This window comes from Paenibacillus sp. GCM10027629 (assembly GCF_042676425.1).
Taxonomy (GTDB): domain Bacteria; phylum Bacillota; class Bacilli; order Paenibacillales; family Paenibacillaceae; genus Paenibacillus_K; species Paenibacillus_K terrigena.
In genome coordinates, this window is record NZ_JBHTGZ010000010.1 from 132,560 (window position 1) to 152,072 (window position 19,513).

At 42.6% G+C, this 19,513-nt stretch carries 13 protein-coding genes; 6 read left to right on the top strand and 7 right to left on the bottom strand.

What is annotated here, in order from left to right:
- Positions 1-157: 157 nt before the first annotated feature.
- The 5 genes from ACFQZR_RS20030 to ACFQZR_RS20050 form a co-directional block, all read right to left on the bottom strand.
- The gene (locus tag ACFQZR_RS20030) at positions 158-1,372 is read right to left on the bottom strand and encodes a Gfo/Idh/MocA family protein (RefSeq protein ID WP_379349196.1); all 1,215 of its coding nucleotides are present in this window, start codon (positions 1,370-1,372) and stop codon (positions 158-160) included.
- A gap of 15 nt (positions 1,373-1,387) precedes the next feature.
- The gene (locus ACFQZR_RS20035) at positions 1,388-3,490 is read right to left on the bottom strand and encodes a hypothetical protein (RefSeq protein ID WP_379349198.1); all 2,103 of its coding nucleotides are present in this window, start codon (positions 3,488-3,490) and stop codon (positions 1,388-1,390) included.
- A 208-nt stretch (positions 3,491-3,698) separates the two neighbouring features.
- Positions 3,699-5,282 carry an ABC transporter substrate-binding protein gene (locus tag ACFQZR_RS20040; protein ID WP_379349200.1) on the bottom strand — a complete coding sequence of 528 codons (1,584 nt, stop codon included), beginning with the start codon at positions 5,280-5,282 and terminating at the stop codon, positions 3,699-3,701.
- Positions 5,283-5,452: 170 nt separating this feature from the next.
- Complete coding sequence (locus ACFQZR_RS20045; RefSeq protein WP_018756846.1) at positions 5,453-6,340, bottom strand: carbohydrate ABC transporter permease; 888 nt, start codon at positions 6,338-6,340, stop codon at positions 5,453-5,455.
- Positions 6,341-6,381: 41 nt separating this feature from the next.
- The gene (locus ACFQZR_RS20050) at positions 6,382-7,347 is read right to left on the bottom strand and encodes an ABC transporter permease (protein WP_379349203.1); all 966 of its coding nucleotides are present in this window, start codon (positions 7,345-7,347) and stop codon (positions 6,382-6,384) included.
- Between the two features lie 240 nt (positions 7,348-7,587).
- On the opposite strand from ACFQZR_RS20050, the gene ACFQZR_RS20055 reads away from it, so the two are divergent.
- The 3 genes from ACFQZR_RS20055 to ACFQZR_RS20065 all read left to right on the top strand — a co-directional run bounded on the left by ACFQZR_RS20055 (position 7,588) and on the right by ACFQZR_RS20065 (position 16,678).
- Positions 7,588-9,954 (top strand): AraC family transcriptional regulator, encoded by a 2,367-nt coding sequence (locus ACFQZR_RS20055; protein WP_379349205.1) that lies wholly within the window; start codon positions 7,588-7,590, stop codon positions 9,952-9,954.
- A 398-nt stretch (positions 9,955-10,352) separates the two neighbouring features.
- Positions 10,353-11,945: an S-layer homology domain-containing protein gene (locus tag ACFQZR_RS20060; protein WP_379349206.1), complete on the top strand. Its 1,593-nt coding sequence runs from the start codon at positions 10,353-10,355 to the stop codon at positions 11,943-11,945.
- Positions 11,946-12,001: 56 nt separating this feature from the next.
- Positions 12,002-16,678 carry an Ig-like domain-containing protein gene (locus ACFQZR_RS20065; RefSeq protein ID WP_379349208.1) on the top strand — a complete coding sequence of 1,559 codons (4,677 nt, stop codon included), beginning with the start codon at positions 12,002-12,004 and terminating at the stop codon, positions 16,676-16,678.
- 92 nt (positions 16,679-16,770) lie between these two features.
- Here the strand turns inward: ACFQZR_RS20065 and ACFQZR_RS20070 are convergent, their stop codons facing one another.
- Positions 16,771-17,112 (bottom strand): helix-turn-helix domain-containing protein, encoded by a 342-nt coding sequence (locus tag ACFQZR_RS20070; protein ID WP_379349210.1) that lies wholly within the window; start codon positions 17,110-17,112, stop codon positions 16,771-16,773.
- A gap of 194 nt (positions 17,113-17,306) precedes the next feature.
- Between ACFQZR_RS20070 and ACFQZR_RS20075 the strand changes: the two genes are divergently transcribed.
- Complete coding sequence (locus ACFQZR_RS20075) at positions 17,307-17,735, top strand: hypothetical protein (protein WP_379349212.1); 429 nt, start codon at positions 17,307-17,309, stop codon at positions 17,733-17,735.
- 176 nt (positions 17,736-17,911) lie between these two features.
- Complete coding sequence (locus ACFQZR_RS20080) at positions 17,912-18,418, top strand: ferritin (protein WP_018758527.1); 507 nt, start codon at positions 17,912-17,914, stop codon at positions 18,416-18,418.
- Positions 18,419-18,491: 73 nt separating this feature from the next.
- Here ACFQZR_RS20080 and ACFQZR_RS20085 read toward each other — a convergent pair whose 3' ends face one another.
- Positions 18,492-18,677 carry a hypothetical protein gene (locus ACFQZR_RS20085; protein ID WP_379349215.1) on the bottom strand — a complete coding sequence of 62 codons (186 nt, stop codon included), beginning with the start codon at positions 18,675-18,677 and terminating at the stop codon, positions 18,492-18,494.
- 160 nt (positions 18,678-18,837) lie between these two features.
- Between ACFQZR_RS20085 and ACFQZR_RS20090 the strand changes: the two genes are divergently transcribed.
- Complete coding sequence (locus tag ACFQZR_RS20090) at positions 18,838-19,491, top strand: M48 family metallopeptidase (RefSeq protein ID WP_379349452.1); 654 nt, start codon at positions 18,838-18,840, stop codon at positions 19,489-19,491.
- Positions 19,492-19,513: the final 22 nt, after the last annotated feature.

Sequence of the window (19,513 nt, forward strand, 5' to 3'; positions counted from 1 at the left end):
ACATCATTGATTTCGTCTGAGCAAATCCCATTACCGTGTGTCACCACATCAGAAAGTATAAGTTTTTGACATGCAAAAACTTATATTTCCTGATTGGCGATAAAACCTACATCTAACCGCGGTCGCTCATCTTCGAAAGTCCTCGATAGGGGTTTTCTCATAGAGTGACTGGATAAAATTGATTACTTTCGGAAAATGCGTTGGCCTGCAGACATACAAGAGCACTGCGGATGCCGTCTTTCAGCGGGGCAACAGATTCGGTCGTTTTGCCTTGCATCAGGTGTACGAAATTACGCATGAGTACAATATCTCCGCCGCCATGACGCGAACCTTGATCATCAAGACGCACGGTGGTTACTTTGTCACTCATATGGTCAAATACTTTGATTTCATTCGTAGCGAAATTGAATTCCACGGTGCCTTTGTAGCCGTACAGCCTTGCACCGCGCCGCCCGGCACCTTTGCGGGCAAAGAAGTTCTGTGAATACATGACGTGCATGCCGCTCGCGTAGTTCACAATCATACTGCCGGAGTCTTCGTTGCCGGTGTCTACCGCAAAACCGCAATAATCGCTGCGCGGCGTGTCATTGCGTAGATTAATGATATTGTAAGTGCTGTCCATGCAGGTTTCCCATTTGTCGCATTCGCTGCAGCGCAGCCCGGCTGGCATATCGCCCTTGTAAATCTGTTTGGACTTCATGGCACAGACGTTCATGGGTTCTTCACCGAGCAGATAGTTGATGACGTCGATATCATGCGTAGCTTTTTGCAGGAAAAGCCCCTTCGATTTGGACTCATCGCGGTACCAGTCGTGGAAATATACATACCCATAGGGAACATCGTTAAACGCCTGTACATGCTCCACCTTGCCAATCGTGCCGGCATCCAGAATACGCTTTACCTCCTGCACCAGTGGTGTGACGCGCAGCGGGAAAGAAACAACCGTGGGAGCCGTTGCTTTTGCTTCGCACTCCGCTAGCGTTCTTAGATCTTCCATCGTCGTAGCTACCGGTTTCTCCAAAAACAGCGGCAGATTGCGATTCAGCACTTTTTGAGCGAAATAAGTATGCGTGTTGCAGTTCGTACCCACGATCACGCCGTCCAGCTTCTCTTTGTCCAGCATTTCGTCTGCATCCGTATAAAAAGTAATCGTATCTGGATTCATCTCGCAGCTGCGCAAAAGCCCGTCGATTTTATCGATTTCCATGTTATGCATCATTTCTTTCGAGCCGTCTTTTTTCATCAAAGCCCGCACGCGCTCATGGTCGGTATCTGCTATTGCCTTGATCTGTACTTCATAAGGCAGCGCGAACAAATCATCCATCAGCATGTCGATCCGTACGCCATATCCAATAACACCAATATTCAACATAAGGAGAACCTCCCGTTATTTTCTAATTTCAATATAAACACGCTCTCCGGCTGAGAGGGGGACAGTTTTCATGCTTCCAAAGTAATGATGCGTTACGCGCTGACCGTCGGTACGTTCATCCGCAAGCACCGTAACGATCGTACTGTATGCAGTAGGATTATACATTTCCATGGATACAGAATCCTCATTCCACTGTGTAACCAAGCATTCCACATGGTCAAATGCCTGCAATGTTCGGCTTGTAAAATCCACATAGACGCCCGGTACTTCCACAAAGGTAAGCAGCATGGAAACTTCCGGCCAGTTGGAACCATAGAGGAATTCACCAATCGTTTCCTTACCTTCCCAGTCACTTGTTTGCACACGCTCGTTCATATAGCCTGCGGGCAAATATTGCTTCTCGAGCGTCAGCTCCGGATCTTCTGCCAGAGATACATACTGCGGTAAACTGTGTGCGATAGCATGTAGATCATGTAGATATTTTGCTTTGCCTGTAAAGCGATACAGCTTGAGAAGACTGTTGCCTGAAAGTGTACAAATACCAGGCGCAGAGTGTTTGTTCTGTGCGTTGGCGAACACCGTGCCGCTGCTGTGAACACCGCGCTTGGCTGCTGTACTATGTGCAGGGAACACAAAGTCGTAGCTCATAACCCACGTCATGGCAATTTCACAAGTTTCTTCTGCATAAGAAAGCCAGATGCTCTTGCGGGTCGTCTCATGCAGCTGCACATAGCTTTCCAGCATGGCGAATGCCGCTTCGCTATCCGGCGCTTGACAGATCTCCCCAGGACAACCGTTCAGCATCCCTTTATTTACATAGTTGTGGTAATAGTACTCCCCAAGCTGCTCTGCAACGTGGAGGTATTCTGTACATTGAAAATATTCGCTCGCCAGTGCCAGCGCGCCTACAGCCATACATGCTCCGGCCGAGTTACCGACTACGATTTCTTCTGTAGCCATATCAATAAACTGTCCGAGCTGACCGTATTGTTGGAACAACCGAACAAAGGCATCGCAAAGCGCTTTTACGGGTTGCTCAAACTCTATTGTGGAATGGTGGTTATCCGAAAGCCAAAATAGCTGCTTCAGCACGAAATAAAGCAAATCGGCATTTTTTCGAACTAACAGAATGGTATCAGGGTTACTGTCGCCACCGTCACCATAAAACTTTCCATTTCCATACATGCCGAATACCCAGCCGCTAGGATGCTGCAAGCGCGAGAAAATAAAGCGGAGCGTAGAAAGCGCGCGCTGCCGTGCTTCAGATGAATCTTCCATCAACAACGGATAGCTGTTGATACCTCCGCCAATCCAACCCGCTTGCCAACACTGCTGATGGATGTTCCAGTTGGTTCCTACCGTGTAATATCCTTCTTCCGTAAAGTTTTCCTTTTGGTACTTTTCTTTGATGCTTGTATATGCCTTATAGAACGGAACATTATAGAATTGATTCGGGGCTTCCAATGTTGTCTTGGTGCTGTTTACCAGCTTGAAAAAGTCCGGCAAAGATATTTGCTGCCAATGAAGGACACAGACCGTCAGCGTTAGTGATTGGCCCTGTTTGAACATAGCGCCGGTATCTTGTGAAGGAGCTGAGACGTCTGGACGAAAGCCTTGCCCGTCGTTCTGGTCCCCAAAAAAATATTGAGTAGTCTCGCGTACACCTGGAACAGAAAGCACAAAAGAAGCTTTGCCATCGATTTGATTTTCATCAACAGTAAAGCCTGTATAATAACTGCCGCATTGGTGCTCTCCCAATAGAACAGAGCCGGATTGGCCGTTAAAATCATAGAACCCGCATAAAGGCGATGCCATATCACCGGAAAGTAAAGAAATTTGTGATTTTCTGTTCTCCATATCCAAATGAGGAATGCTGGTAATGACTTCGGCATCTGTAAATCGACTGTTGTGGGGAGGCTCATAATAAGGCGGGTAGGGAAGAGGTAAGCTTACAAAACGATTGCCATTATAAACCGCACCGGGCATCAGCACATAGTTGCTCTTGTCCCATTGCTCCGTTGCCATAGAAAATGAAAAATTCATCGGAACGGTTGTATCTTCATGAAATGACAGGGTAATATCCAATCGTTGTCCATGCGGAAGTCGTTGCGTTGTCATCGACGCACTGCATGGGAACTGTGAAAAAGCAACCTCGTTATTTTGTAAATTCACGTCAACGATTTCAGCGTCTTGCACTTCACTGCCAGTAAAAGATTTACAAATAAGAGAATAGCGCATGTTGAGTTCCTCTCTTTGGGCTTAATTGAAATAGAAATCCGGTGTACGATATAAAGAAATACACCGGATTTCACAATGGATCGTGAGATTATTTTTTTGCTTTCCAGGCGTCATATTGAGCCTGTTTTTCTTTGATAATGTCGTCCACGCCGGCAGTTTTCAGGCGCTTCAGGAATTCAGGCAATGTTTTAGCAGGATCGACAGAACCGGAGCTGAGTGCCGGAATCATCTCAGAGGTAACTGCAGCGCAGTTTGCAACCTGCGTCTTTACTGGAGTCGGGTCGAATACGAAGCCCGTTACCGGTGAAATTTCTGCTGTTTTGTCAGCTTCATAGATCAATTTTTGGGTCGCTTGTTGAATTTCGCCGTCTTTGTTCTTGTCATAGTTCGTACGTGTGAAGTTAGGGCTGTAGGATTGGCCAAGTTGCCATTCGTTAAAGTTGAAATTGTATTTGCCTTCAATCATAGTGAACTTGCCATTTTCATCATATTTGTAGTCAACGCCTTCTTCGCCAAGCGTAATCAATTTGTACAGATCATCGTTGGTGTTGAGCAGTTCAACTAACTGCAAAGCTTTTTCAATGTGTTTGGAATCCGAATTGATTGCAATCGCTGCAGTAGAAGCGGCGCCCGCAGGAATCATCGTACGAGTGGTGGAGACGGTTACTGCAGGAGCATTGCCTGCGCTTTTCGTCATAGACATATTGCTGGCATCAGGATTACCAGGGTATTCAATGCTATCAGGCCAGCTGCCTGTTTTCTCAGCGACAAATTTGGCTGCTTTACGGTCAGGAGAAGTATCTTTTACGGTTGCGCCATCCTTGCGAACATAACCTTTGACGAACCAGTCGCGCATCATTTCAGTGTACTTCTTGAATTCTTCCGTCTCAAACTGGTTGATGACTTTGTCTGGATTGTCAAGGTTAATCCAGCCAGGGATGCTCGTATCACCTACGGATTCCATGTTCCATAACAGCGGATTGCTGGCAAACAAGCTTTCAATGGAGCTGGTTTCAAACCCGATCATTCCTTGGTGTTTTGCTAGAGCATCGCCAAGGAAAGGCCCGATCTTATCAAGTGCCTCAATTGTAGGCTTGCCTTTCAAGGCTTTCCAGTCGAACCCGGTTTCCTCTACAAGATCAGAACGGAATTTAAAGCCCTCTCGTTTGGCAGTGCCCCACTGTTGGTAGTTCACGAGTCCATAGATCTTACCATTTACTTTAACGCCTTCCCACAGTCCTTGAGGGATACGGGAATACGTTTGAGGTGCATATTTAGGAAGGAGGTCCGTTAGGTCGGCATAAGCTCCTTTGGCGGCGTTTTCAAAGAAGTTGATGCCACCCCAGTTAGCAGTGAAGCTGAGATCCCAATCGTCGCCGGAATTGATCATCAGGTTCATTTTCTCGGCATAAGTACTGCTGTCTACAAGAATTAGATTCAGCTTAGCATTGATTTCTTTGCCAATGATTTCGTTCGCTTTCTTCATGACGCGGTCAAAGTCATTGACGGGGCTGTTCATCATGTAGAAATTGAGCTCAGTCATCTCTTCCTTACCCGCAGCAGGTTTCTCAGCAGAATCGCCGGTAGAGCTTGTCTCTTTCTGCCCACAGCCGGCTAGCAGCATTGTAAATAGCATCGTTACGGACAACAGAATCGCAGAAAATTTTTTCATTGTCGTTCCCCCTAAAATTTATATAACCCCAATAGAATTTATAAAAATTTCGACGTATCGAAACTTGAAAATTCTACTTGGCGATAAAAACCACCTCTAAACGCGGTCGCTCATCTTCGAATGGACCTCGATAGAGTTTTTCTCATTTTCCGGTTGGTTTACCGGTAAAATTACTCTTTTACAGCACCGATTGTCAAACCTTTTTCGAAGTACTTCTGCAGTAAAGGGTAGAGCAAAATAATCGGACCGATGGCGAGTACGCAGGTTGCCATGCGCGCGCCTTCACTAGGCAGCATGCCAATCGCTGCTTCCATCGATTGGGAAGCCTGTGCGTTCGACTGCAAATATCCAATATTGTTCATTAACGATTGGAGCAGATATTGCAGGGGCCGCAACTTCGGCGATTCGATATAAAGCGATGCGGTCATCCAATCATTCCAGTATGCAATGGCGACGAACAAACCGATGGTTGCGAGCGACGGCTTGGAGAGCGGTAGTGCAATCCGGAAAAAAGTACGGATTTCACCGGATCCATCGATGCGCGCTGACTCAATTAATGAGTCTGGAATCGTGCGGAAGAAGTTTTTCATAATCAGCACGTTAATTGTCGATACCAGATAGACGATAATCAGCACCCAGATGGTGTCCTTCAGATGCAGGATGCGCGTCAGCAAAATGTACTGCGGAACAAGACCGCCGTTGAACAGAACCGGAAGATACACAAATAAAGTGAGCGCTCTGCGGTGAGTCACTTCGGGACGTGTCAGCGAATACGACAGCATGGAAGTAATCAGCAGATGCAGAAGCGTGCCGACAACCGTCACAAAAATCGTAACGGCATATGCATTTAGAATAGAGCCCGCTCCGCTGAATACATACTGGTAAGCTGCCGTGCTGAACTCTTTGGGCCAAAAGCGATATCCGTCAAGCATCAATGATTGCTCGTCCGTAAACGATATGGATACAACCAAAAGCAATGGAAGGATACAGGCAAGGCTCAGTGCAATGAAAATAAGATGAATTGTTATTTTTGAAAAATGCAGCTTTTTAAGTAGCATGTGTCTCCCTCCCAAGTAGAAACGCTATCCTGTCTGATCGTTTAGAATAGTGCGTTGTCGGGATCTTTCTTTTTAATGATGTAGTTAGAGATCAACACAAGGAAGAAGCCAACTACCGCTTGATATAAACCAACTGCAGACGCCATACCGTAGTCATTGACCTTTTTCAGCGAACGGAATACAAGTGTGTCGATAACGTCTGTTGCCGGATAAAGCGCACCCGCATCATTCGGAAGCGTGTAGAATCCGTTCCAGTCGCCTAAACCGCCATTGAATAATTTACCTACCCAAAGCAGTGAAAGGACAATGATGGTCGGTTTCAGAAGCGGTAATGTAATATGTTTAATGCGTTGCCACTTCGAAGCACCGTCCAGTTGGGCAGCTTCATAGTAATCGGGGTTAATTCCGGCAATCGCTGCCACATATAGCACCGAGAAGTAACCGACATTCTTCCATAGATAGGCAATTGGCAAGATGAAGCGCCAGTAAGACGGTTCACTGTACCAGTAAATGGCTTCTCCGCCGTTTCCGGTGATCGTGCTGTTGATAATACCACGGTCAACACTGAGCAGGCTGAAGAGAATGTACTGGATGACAATCCATGAGAGAAAGGTTGGCAGCAAAATGGAACCTTTATAGGTAGCAGATGTAACTTTGTTTTTTACTTCATTTAATAGAATAGCGATTGCCAATGCACAAAGCGTAACGGTAACAGCTTCTAGTAGATTGTAAAAAAGCGTGTTAAAGGTAACGGTCCTTGCTGCGTCGGATTTAAAGAAAAACTCAAAGTTTTTGAACAACGGGTCCATCCATGGACTTCCGAAAATACCATCCCGTGCATTGTAATCTTTGAAGGCAATGATCACGCCGGCCATCGGGATGTAAAATAAAATCGTAATAAAAATTAAACCAGGTGCCATCATGAGATAGAAGGGTGCCTGACGGCGTGCGCTACGTAACGTTCTGTAGGACTTGCCCTTGTGAGATGGCGTTGTAATCGTCTTCATGTTATTCACTCCTTTCTGAGCATCATTTGTATGTCTGCTTTCAGTGTAGTTAGGAGGAGTATTTTGCTCAACAAACAAATATGCTGTTCTTTTTGTTTTTTCACACTAGAAATCTCTAAAAACTAACGATTTCTTCAAAGTGTTATAAATCGTTGAGGTGAAATTTATTTAACACTATAATATAAATTGGAATTATACTAGGAATATAATACTAGATAGTCGCATTACTAGGAGGTCAGCATGAAGCTCTCAAAACTTAAAACTCAACGTACGAGCTTTCAGCGTAAATCATTTATTTCTTTTTTGGTTATCACCATCATTATTACGGTTTTACTTACGTTTTTTCTGACATTTACTTTTCTGCGTACCACGATTACGATGACGAATCGGTATAACGACAGATTGCTTGCGCAATCGAATTATAGTATTACTTATCTTGACGAGACCGCCAAAAAATTAGGTAGGGCTCTTTATAGCGACAATCATATCACTGAATTTTTAAACATGAATGTACATGATGAAGAGGTGGCTCTTTTAACAAGTAAGGTCATTGACAAGCACTTTCTGACACTGAATAACATAGACAGTGTATATCTTTATAATGCAGGGTTGGATTTGTTTTATTCCTCACGGAGCGGTGAACGTCGACCAGCATCTGCATTTTCAGATCAGGCGATTGCAAAGCTATTAACAGACAAAAAATTTGTAGCTGAGTATCGTGGTCGCCCCATTGTGACATCTGTAGATGAAGCAACACAATCGGCAAATACATGCTCCTATATATTATTTGAACCGGGCGCCACTGCAGCTGGTCTGAAAAATGCCATTGTTGTCAACATTCGAACGAAAGCGCTTACGGATTCCATCCAAGCAATCAACGGACATGATCCTGTACAGGAAACTTCTTTTTTAGTGGTTGACACGAACGGTTCTATATTAAGTATGGCACTCTCACCGGAGTTCGGTCATGACATGAGTGAAGTGCGCACATTAGCCCAGAAAGCACAGGAACTGGATGGCAGCAACAATCGGGTGCAAAAAATTGATGGGACCCGTTACCTAGTTTCGAGCACTAAAAGTAATGCTAACAACTGGTACATCATGGGTGTTACACCCTTTAATACAATTTTCAAAGATGTAATTACTGCATCGATCGTGTCGGTATGTATCGTAGTAGCTGTATTCATTATTTGTGCAGTCATTTGTCTGTATTTGGCACGCAGGCTGAACAGCCCTATACAAGCAATGACGAAAATTATTAACGGGGAAGCTCCCGCAAGAAGTAATGAACTTGTATCTGAAACGGAAGAATTCCAAGTTATTCTGTCTGTATTTGAATCCATGAAGGAGCAGAATGTGCAGCTCGATAAAATCATGCGTGAAACAGGCTATGCTGCCAAACAAGATTTTCTGAATGCACTGTTGAGCGGAAGTACGATGTACTCCATGGAAACCGTACGGGAAAAATTGCATGACTTGCAACTGGACTATATCGTCTCCAATCAGTTGTGTATGTGTCTGTTTAAAATTGACAATTACAGTCAGTTTATGTCCCAAAATAGTCAGAAGGAACGTTGGGCATTGCGCTATGCGATTGTGAATATCGCAACAGAGATTGCTGAGAATTACGGTCAATGCGAAGTTTTCAGCTGTGATTCCGATAAATTTGTAATGATAATGGACTGTGACTCCGTATCGCAATATAAAGTGCTGCAGGATAAAGTAGAACGTTTCTTACGCGAAATACAATGGAATACGCAAAAGTATCTTCATATTTCGCTGTCTATGGCGTACAGCACGATGTTCCAGGGGCTGGAACATTTGCCGAGCATGTATAACAATATGAAGGGCTCTATTCTTCTAAAAATGCGATATGGCCATGGTTGCATTATCACTCCTTACATGATGGATGAAATCAATACCGATGAATTCCACGTTTCCGTCAAAAAGGAGGAACAGCTGATCGAAAAAGTGCTGGAGAGTGACTATGAAAAAGCCAGTGCGATCTATCAATCTATTAGTCAACAGCTGTATCAATATACGTACAACGAGGTTTTGTTCAGCATTGTACATTTAATTTACAGAATCTATTCTGGTGTGCTCAGTAAGATGCCTGCCATAAAGGACAATCAGGATCTAACGCTGCAGGCGTTTTTACAAGATATACAACATGCAGAAGTGGGTGCAGATATTGATATCCTGATGAATGCGTTCTTACAAAAGCTCAGCAATGAGATAACAGCCATCAAAAACACATCGAGTAGCAACGACCTTCTGATGCAGCGCATTATCGGAATGGTAGAACAGGAATATCCCAACACCGAACTTTGCCTCAGTTCCATTGCCGAAAAATTGCGCCTATCACCGAACTATGTCGGTCATTTGTTCAAAGCAGCACACGGGCAGTCGATTGCACAATACATTTTTGACTTCCGCATGCAAAAGCTGGACGAATATATGCGCAACACCAATATGTCCTTGTCGACCATAATCGAGAAGGTTGGTCTTGAAAAGAATAATTATTTTTACACGCGATTCAAAAAACATTTTGGTATGTCCCTTAGTGAGTACAAATTGCAGCTTGGACAGGAAGACGATAGTGATTAACAGTAAGAGAGGCTCAAGCGATTCATCGTAAAGATGGAATCCGCGGAGCCTCTTTTTTCATGATTTTTATGAACCAGATCGGAAGAAATTAGAGATTGTATTAAAAATATGAGTTACATCACACAATTTAAAGTATAGAAGTCGCAGAAAACATGAATAACTACAGTTTTTGAGATTGTTGATTGGAGTTCAGCCCGGCTACAATGCAAGGAAGCTGCATATTTTGTCGAATAGCTTGATTTATTAAACCAACAGAATGCAGCCGTAACTAAGGAGGGGATTAATGAATAGGGTTTATTGCAGCAAAGTAAAATGTAAGCGCTACATTATCTGTAAATGCGTATGCAACGAGTTACTGAATGAATGGTTCGTTAAACAAGACATCGGGAGGATAGAGTATGTGTAAACGAATCTCCGTAATACTTGCAGTAATACTATGTATAGCCACATTGCCTGTAAATTGTTTAGCAGCTTCTTCTAATCTTAAAGCAAATTATAATAAGGGCGTTGTTGCTATAGATGGTACAGGATATGAAGCAAGTAAGGAGTATATGGTAAGAGTAGTTGATAAAGTAAATGAAACCCTTAAAGCGATGGGACAGGCTCAAGCAAATGCGAATGGTACCATTTCAGGTTCGATTACGACAGGTGCTTTAGAAAAAGTAGAGGATCATATTGTATATGTGAATACAATGGATGGTGCATTGGTTTCATCAACAACTTTGACTGGAAAGGTTGATCCAATACCTCCCAAACCAGATCCAAAGCCAGATCCCAAACCAGATCCAAAACCAACGCCAAAGCCGGATCCAAATCCGAGCCAAGAGCCTACCATCAAAAATGGTTGTTTATCTTTTGATCATGTAAAGCCGGACAAGGATGGAAATGTAAAAGTAGAAATTATGGAAGAACATGTAGATTCAGCGATTAATAGTGCTGCAACAGATGAACATGGAGTAAAGCAACTCACAATTCAAATAGGAACTACAGGTAATGCGAAGCAAAATACGGTAACGATTCCTGTGGGGCAAATAGCAGCAAAGAATGAAAAGATCGATGTCACAGTAAGTACTGGCTTTGGTGACATTATATTATCAAATGACACGATGAAATCCTTAGCAAAAAATATCAATAGTAAAGTAGATTTTGTCATAAGCCCAATCGATAAGAGCAGCCTTACATCAATAGCTAGCGAAACGATAGGCAGCAGAGCAGGTGTTCATGTATCACTTTTACAAGAAGGCAAGCCAGTAGAAGCTGATATAAAGATCGCTATTGATTATAAGCCTGTAGGAAAAGAAATGGCAGACTATGAACATATCGTAGTGTACAAAGTAGCTAAGGATGGTAGCTTGAGTACCGTTTCAAATGGCAGATATAACAAAGAAACTGGAAAAGTTACTGTAGATGGTGAGGTTAATGGAACATATGCAATAGGTTTCGTAAAGAAAACCTTTGAGGACACCTCCAAACATAGTTGGGCAGAAAAACAGATATCTGTACTCGCTTCAAAAGAAATTATAAGAGGAACCAGTGAAACAACCTTTTCTCCTCAAAAGAACATTACGAGAGCAGACTTCTTGAAGATGCTAGTAAATACTTTAGGCTTGAAAGCTGATATCAATGGAAACTTTGCTGATATCGCGGAAAATGCTCATTACTTTAACGAAGTCGCTATAGCCAAAGCACTAGGTATAACATCTGGTTTAGGAAACAATACATTTGAACCAAGTGCGCAAATTAGCAGACAAGATATGATGGTCATGGTAGATAAAGCGCTTCAAATCGCGGGTAAACCGTGTTTAGAAGGAAGTAACGAGGATCTTCAGAAATTTAGTGACGCGGACAAGATCGCAAATTATGCACGAAATAGCGCAGCATCCTTAATTAAAGATGGAATCATCACAGGAAATGAAAGCGGAATCAATCCGAATGGCAAGACAACAAGAGCTGAGGCAGCCGTAATATTGTATAGGATATATAATAGGTAATCCCTTTTAACATCGTAAACATTGCAAAATTAATGAGAAGGGGTAGGTATATTGATATGGCTAAGAAAAAAATCTTTAGTATCATGATTGCATGTTGTATGATTTCTACTTCATTATTGGTCCCTACGAATAGTGTTCAAGCAGCAGATGGAGCAGTACATTCTCTTAACAGAATACAAGCGCAATTCTTCGTTTCACCAAATGGAAATGATGCAAATGATGGTTCATATGATAAGCCATTTGCAACGGTGCAAGCTGCAAGAGATGCCGTTCGAGCGATTAATAAGAACATGACAGGTGATATTTACGTCTTTATTGCAAAAGGTAAATATTATCTTGATAAAACGATTACTTTCAATGAACAAGACTCGGGTACGAATGGTTATCATATCGTCTATCGAAACTTAGATGAATTGGCTAGTGCTGAAATGATCGGCGGTAAGGTTGTTGACACACCATGGCAACCCGTTGAAAGAACTGGTGCTGATGCAGACTTGCCAGCTGCGGCTGCAGGTAAAGTATACAAAACGCACGTGGGTACGGATGTTACTTTTGATACACTTTATGTAAATGATCGACGGGCTACGTTGGCACGTACTCAAAATTTGAATAAGTATAAAGATTTCCCAGCTGCTCTGACGCCTTACATGAGAAGTGCAGGCGGTGGAATAGGTGATTTGATTTATAGAGCAGGCGATCTTGATCAAGAGTCCATCAACGGTATGGTCAATTCCCAAAAGCGTGGAGACTTGGATGCCTCGGTTTATATGTGGGATGGCGGATACTGGGATTGGATGACGGATACGATACCGGTTTCTTCTATTAACACGGCAAGTCGTCAACTTGTGTACAAAACGGTTCCAGGAAAACCAGAAATATATAGACCTAAATATAATACAGGTACAGATGCAAGATATTTTGTACAAGGAAATTTAGGCTTCTTGGATGTTCCAGGTGAATACTATTTCAATAAAAAGACGGGTGACTTGTACTATTATTCTGAAGGAAACATAAATGATAACGAATTTATCATTCCTACGGTCAAAGAAGTGATCCGTGTCGAAGGTTCCGATCGAACTCATATGGTATCCAATATTGAATTCAGCGGCTTGCAATTAAAGGATACCAATACAACAGATTGGTATGCCTATGGTTGGAACTGGGGAGATGCAGGAGCTGGTCTAGGTTTCTATCCTCCGGAAGCTAAAGGAAGTACACAACCATCTTATGCCGAGCAGACTGAAAGAATAGAGTTCCAATATGGTGTGATTACACTTACGAATACCAAAAATATTACGATATCGAAAACACATATTAAAAACTCAGGTATGTTTGGTATCGAACTTTATCTAGCGAATGAAAATGCAACCATAAAGGATAATCTTATTGAATACACAGGCCATGGTGGTATAAACGTTGATGGCGGCTACCCTGGTGTGGCTGGAGATAAAAACGGAGATGGCTATAGCAGAGATAATACGATAACAAATACGATTGTTCATGATATTGGTGAACTGATTGGTCAGGCCTCAGGTATTACCATCCAACAGTCAAGCTATAATACGGTTTCTCATGTAGAGGTCTATAATTCACCAAGAAGAGGAATTTTCTTAACGGCAGGACATAGTCGCAATCCGAATGCAGCGTTCCCGGATGGTGATAAAGATTTCAATATGATGACGGATATGTATACCCACAATAATAAAATTGAATATGTATATTTGCATGATGCACAACAAGATGGTGGAGATGATGGAGCTTTCTTTGCATGTTATTTGTACAAGGGTGCAAATTACAAACCTAACTCCTTAAACCAAGTGATTATTGATAACACAGGGGCAAATCCTACCATGACAGATTATGGGCCAAATGATATGAACTTGGATATGGGAGCCTCAGGCTTAGAGTTAAGTAATGTAAAAGCAACAAATCCTATGAATTTTAATATTGAAGTGAACACGATTCTTCAATATGGGGATGTCATCAAGTTTGATAATACGAATGTTAACTATGGGAAACTTGCAAATCATATTAAGGAATTTGACGACTCCAAGATGGAGTATGACAAGATTGGAGTCACATCAGATTACCCTAAACAATACTTAACAGACAGAGATCTGATTATAGAACCAGCAGATATTTATTTTAAAGAGAACTTTGAACATGGACTGGATGATACCGTGTGGTCCATTCAAAACGGTCAAGCCAAAATTTCAACAGAATTCATGTCTGAAAGACCTATTAATGGCAAACAAAGTCTTGAACTGCTGGATAAAACGCGAGTATCCAAGAATCTCCCTGAAATGCTGAACAAAGTCGTAACAGTGAAGATGTTTGACAGACAGAATTATAATTTGGCAGCGTACGATTCAGGGCAACAAAATTCGGCTAGAGTTACTTCCATTGCACGAGTTGATGATGGGGATAACATGATTGGTCTGGGTTTGGATTATGATACGAAAAATAATTATATCATCCAAATTGGAAATCAAAAGGAAACAACGAACATCCCTAGAACATTTGGTTGGCATGAGTTGAAGTTTGACTATACATCGGGTACGGATGTAGGGCTATACATTGATAATCAACTCGTTAAAACTTTACCTGCATCCGGATTTGATTATATCTCGTTTGGTACTGATAATGGCAGAGGACAAGCCTTCTACGATGAGCTTTATGTCTTTGGCGGGAATCCAGCGACATTGCCAATCCCTCCATCCAACATACCAGCACCTCCGGCATATGATGGATCCGATGTGAATAAGCAACAGTTGGAGCTGGATTTTGAAGATGGAATTGTACCTAATTTTACAAAAATAGGTGGCAAGCCATCTGTGACAAGTGTTGTATATGATAATGGAAATAGTGGAAATCAGGTTCTAAAGGATGAGATTCGAGACGGCAATGATTTCTATGCGTTGAATGCCCCATGGAATAATTATCTGGTCAATATGAAATGGAAATTTGAAGGCTGGGGTACAACAAATGTTCTAGATGGTGCCTATGATAACTTTACGATTTATGTCATGGCATCTAATGAAGGTTTAGCCCCTGGTAAAGCGCCGATATCCTATCAAGTGGTTTATAGAAGAAATAAAAATGGAAATGCACCGTATTTTGAAATTATGAAACATACTACCGGTGGAGATTCATCATTAGGTAAAGCAGACGTTCCGAATGGATTTAATGCGAATGAGTGGCATCATTTGCAGATACAAACCTTTGATGGCAAAATTGGTTTCGTATTGGATGGACAAAAATTGATATCTGTTGATGATGGTCAATTAAAAACAGGTGGAGTAGGCTTTGGAGGAATTAATGCTACTGTGTACCTGGATGATATTGAAATCATATCCAATCCTAAATTTGTTGATTATGCGGTTGATCTCGGACTAGGCAATGCAGTACTAAACGGCAACTTTAATCCTAATTATTATACGTATTATGCTGCTATAACTGACGCTGCGCAGCCTATTACAATCAAGAAACCTCATATCGTACTTGATGGCACAGAGATTAAATTACAGATGAATGGTGAAGAAATCCAATTTGAAGGTGATAGTGCATCTATTTCACCGGATAAATTAGTCAAAGGGAAAAATACGTTGATAGTATCCGAAATTTCTTCAGCAGGAAGTAAAGACTATTTCATTTATATGAATAAGGATTATGAGGTTACTTCCATCGAAGGTATAGAGGAGAATGTATCAACAACGGTTGATCATGCACCAAATTTACCTGCGGAGGTTACAGTTACTTTTAATGATGGCACTACTCAGATCGCTAAAGTGAACTGGGATACAGTGAATCCATCATTGTATAAAACGCCAGGTACATTTACTGTAAAAGGTCAGCTTGTAGGTCTAAAAGGATCAGTTAGCGTAAATGTAACCGTAGATGGCATTCAATCCATCGATAAGTTAGGCCATGTTACTACGCTTGCTGGTGTAGCGCCAGAATTGGCAACTACAGTTCATGCACAGTACCTAAACGACACGAGAGAGCTGCCGCTGACTTTTGCACAATTGGATACTTCCTTATATGCACAAGAAGGAACCATTATTGCGGTTGGCACAGCAGAAGGATATGCAGGCGATATTTTACAAGTCGTGGAGGTACAGGACAATAATGATCCTAAACCTGTATTAACGGCAGGGAAAGCGACTCGTTTAACCGAGAAGACAGCTTCCGTCTCCTTCAATACTAGTAAAGACGGACAATATTATTATAAAGTCGTTGAGAGTGGAGCTAAAATGCCAGTAATGGATACGAGTAAGCCTGGTGCTCCAAGTAAAAAAGGACTCGTACTAATTAGTGTAGAAGGCTTAAAGAAAGCGACTGCCAATGACATTTATATTGTGGTTAAAAACGGTAATGTTGTGAGTGAAGTGTTAAAGATGGAGATTCCAAAGTATACACCTGGTGTAGAAAGTGGATATACACTTACAATTGGCAAGGCGACTGCAGGTGGAGCTGGTTATACCCGTGATATTACGATTGGTGGAGACAAAGGTAATGATTTAACGGGTAAGTATCTGGCCGTTCAATTTACGGAAGGTACAGGCGCTAACGCTAAGGTATCCGTAGTCATGATCGCACCACAAAAAAATGAGGTCACGATTTCCTATCAGAAACAAAATACTGACATAGAAACTTGGTTAACAAGTGGAATGCCAAATCTGGTTGGAGAGAACATTGGTGTTGATGTATTTGCTTATGCAAAAAGCAACTAAAGATTGCTAGCTTATTAAATCCAAACACAGAAAAAGAAGCTTCCAATCCACAACTGAAGTGGTTATGGAAGCTTCTTTGTTTTGGCATGACCTTACTTATAATTAAAAATCTCCCTCACCACATTCTTCGCCATGGCGATTTTCTGAGGGTTCTGCTGATTCAGCATATATGTAATTTCCTGAATATCTGATTGCGATTTCTCGGTATTATCTTGATTGATCGGGGTGAAGAGCTGCGAGATGTCCACATCGAGCGCTTCCGCAATTTTGGCAAGGTTCAATAACGCGACGTTCTTCTCGCCTCGTTCAACCTGTCCGACATAGGAAAAGTGAAAGCCGCCTTTTTCGCCGAGCGCTTCCTGCGTTAATCCCTTTTCTTTCCTCAGTTCGCGAATGCGCGCCCCAACCCGAAGAAGTACTTCTTTATCCGTCATTCCTTCCACACCTCTCTACTAGAAAGTGTAGATAAAATACGACCCACCATACACCATCATTTAGATATCATAAATTATACTTATTAATATCATTTTGTTGTATAATGGGATATAAAGGTAAGTATTTCCACGATTCGCCAAATCAAAACCGTGCCCGTTGAATCGTGCAACAATCCGAGTGGGAGCTGAGGCATGTGAATCATTCAACCATCAATGATGAATGCAGAGATCATCGCTCAATCCAAGCCAAGACGATTAGGAAGCTGCAGCAGCTTTCGCAAGACTATATGAATGCGGCAACCCGCTATAATCACCCAGTCTCTGTTCATATGTGCATCTTATTCAGTGATCGTGCAATAGAGTATTTATTGAAGGCGCTGTACGTGGAGCGGAATAGCAGTATGGCACCTCCGGCATCTTTTTCGCTAAGTGATGTCATTCTACTGCCTGCGCAAGATTCCGGTCTCGATTTGAACATGATGACCTTGATTTACAATATTCATTTTCTGGCCGGTTGTAATGATCTCTCGCTTCTTCAGCAAATGGATACCCCTCAACTAACAAAGCTGCTGAACTGCGTGAACGATATCCATCTGCAGTTATCCGCAAGGATTGCAACGTAACGCTTCGAGTCACCGGGGGCTCTTTACTTTCCCGCATATTTCCAACATACTAAGAATAGAAGGAAGCCAAATCGTGCAGGATAACATCGATTGACATGGAATGGTGTCGAATGATGTTCTGATACGGTACAAGCTTACCTTTCATCTAGACAAGCGAATAAGGGAGAGTGATCCGAATGTTAAGTGAGAAGCTTCTCGCGAAGTTGAACGATCAAATGAATTATGAGTTTTATTCCTCGCAGGTGTATCTGGCGATGGCTGCGTATTGTTCTTCGGAGAGTTTTGATGGGTTTGCGAATTTCTTCATCATGCAGTCGGAAGAAGAGAAATATCATGGAATGAAAATTTTCCATTTCATAAATGCACTAGGCAAACGGGCCGTCGTTACAGGCATGGAGAATCCTCAGAATGAATACAGCTCCTTGCTGGATGCCTTCGAGCATGCCTTCGAGCATGAGAAGACGGTAACGAAGCGAATTTACGAATTGTCCGACATCGCGTGGGATGAGCGGGAGCATGCAACGATCAACTTCCTCAAATGGTTCATTGATGAGCAGGTAGAGGAAGAAGCAACCTTCGATAGCATCATTCAGAAGCTGCGCCGTATCGACAACGACAGCAACGCGTTCTATATGCTCGATTCCGAGCTGGGTAAGCGCACGTTCACGCCAGGCCAAGAATAAGCATACAGAAGAAGCTGTTTTCCCGTGAGGGAAGACAGCTTCTTCTGTATGCTCTGAGCTTATTTTTGCTTTATTAGAACAAGGCCGATCGCGATGACGCCGACACCCACTTGGCTGCTAAGAATACCGGAATCATCATGAGCTGGAATTTGAAGGTGGTCCAGAACATTGGATCAATATGCTTGCTCTGATACGAGAATATAAAGTTAATGACGGTTAGTCCTCCGAATAGGAGTACAACGCTATATAGGTAGAACATGACAACCTCCTGAAGAATACGTGCAAGTATCTTCTTAATGTTTCCTACGTGCAACTTTCTTATCCCTATGCAGGAAATATTGCCTCTCTCTAGCGTCATCCCATTCTGCTACAATAGGGGATAGAGAATGAGACAAAACTTTATAGGAACGATGTTGATGATGAAAATAGAATTAGGACAACGAAGTATCGAATGTCATGTAGAATACGGACCACGCAAAAAGCTCTCGATCCATATCGACCCTTCAGGTCTCATTACGGTAAAAGCGCCGAATGATACAAGCGACGATGTCGTGATGAGCGCGGTGAAGCAGCATGGAAGCAAGATTGTGAAGCAATTACAAGCGATTGAGGCGGCTCGGACAGCTCCGAAGGTGAGAGAATATCAAGAAGAAGGCAAGTTCCTGCATCTCGGGAAATACCATGCGCTGCATGAGCTAATCGAGACGAATGGACGAACGGAAGACGAGCTTCAACGCGACCTGAAGAAGTTCTATTTCGCCAGCTGCAAGAAGGTGATTGGGGAACGGATCAAGATCTATCAGAAGCAGCTGAAGGTCACGCCGAAATCCTACATCATTGAGGAGTCGAGAACGAAGTGGGGGAGCTGCAGCTCGGCTAAGCATCTCACATTCAATTACCGGCTGGCGATGGCACCTATCGAGGTGATCGATTATGTGGTCATTCATGAGCTCTGCCATCTCCTGCATATGAATCATGATCGATCCTTCTGGCGGCGTGTCGGAAGCATCATGCCGGATTACAAAGCAAAGGAAGCGTTTCTCGCAAGATATGGACAAGCCATGACGTTGTAATACTTGCAAGAATGAATGAGTA

What these genes read in the sequence shown, in the direction of transcription:
- ACFQZR_RS20060 (WP_379349206.1), top strand. Translation starts at nt 10,353, where the DNA reads ATGTGTAAACGAATCTCCGTAATACTTGCAGTAATACTATGTATAGCC.
- ACFQZR_RS20065 (WP_379349208.1), top strand. Translation starts at nt 12,002, where the DNA reads ATGGCTAAGAAAAAAATCTTTAGTATCATGATTGCATGTTGTATGATT.
- ACFQZR_RS20035 (WP_379349198.1), bottom strand. Translation starts at nt 3,490, where the DNA reads ATGACAACGCAACGACTTCCGCATGGACAACGATTGGATATTACCCTG.
- ACFQZR_RS20090 (WP_379349452.1), top strand. Translation starts at nt 18,838, where the DNA reads ATGAAAATAGAATTAGGACAACGAAGTATCGAATGTCATGTAGAATAC.
- ACFQZR_RS20055 (WP_379349205.1), top strand. Translation starts at nt 7,588, where the DNA reads ATGAAGCTCTCAAAACTTAAAACTCAACGTACGAGCTTTCAGCGTAAA.
- ACFQZR_RS20050 (WP_379349203.1), bottom strand. Translation starts at nt 7,347, where the DNA reads ATGAAGACGATTACAACGCCATCTCACAAGGGCAAGTCCTACAGAACG.
- ACFQZR_RS20030 (WP_379349196.1), bottom strand. Translation starts at nt 1,372, where the DNA reads ATGTTGAATATTGGTGTTATTGGATATGGCGTACGGATCGACATGCTG.
- ACFQZR_RS20085 (WP_379349215.1), bottom strand. Translation starts at nt 18,677, where the DNA reads ATGTTCTACCTATATAGCGTTGTACTCCTATTCGGAGGACTAACCGTC.
- ACFQZR_RS20080 (WP_018758527.1), top strand. Translation starts at nt 17,912, where the DNA reads ATGTTAAGTGAGAAGCTTCTCGCGAAGTTGAACGATCAAATGAATTAT.
- ACFQZR_RS20040 (WP_379349200.1), bottom strand. Translation starts at nt 5,282, where the DNA reads ATGAAAAAATTTTCTGCGATTCTGTTGTCCGTAACGATGCTATTTACA.
- ACFQZR_RS20070 (WP_379349210.1), bottom strand. Translation starts at nt 17,112, where the DNA reads ATGACGGATAAAGAAGTACTTCTTCGGGTTGGGGCGCGCATTCGCGAA.
- ACFQZR_RS20045 (WP_018756846.1), bottom strand. Translation starts at nt 6,340, where the DNA reads ATGCTACTTAAAAAGCTGCATTTTTCAAAAATAACAATTCATCTTATT.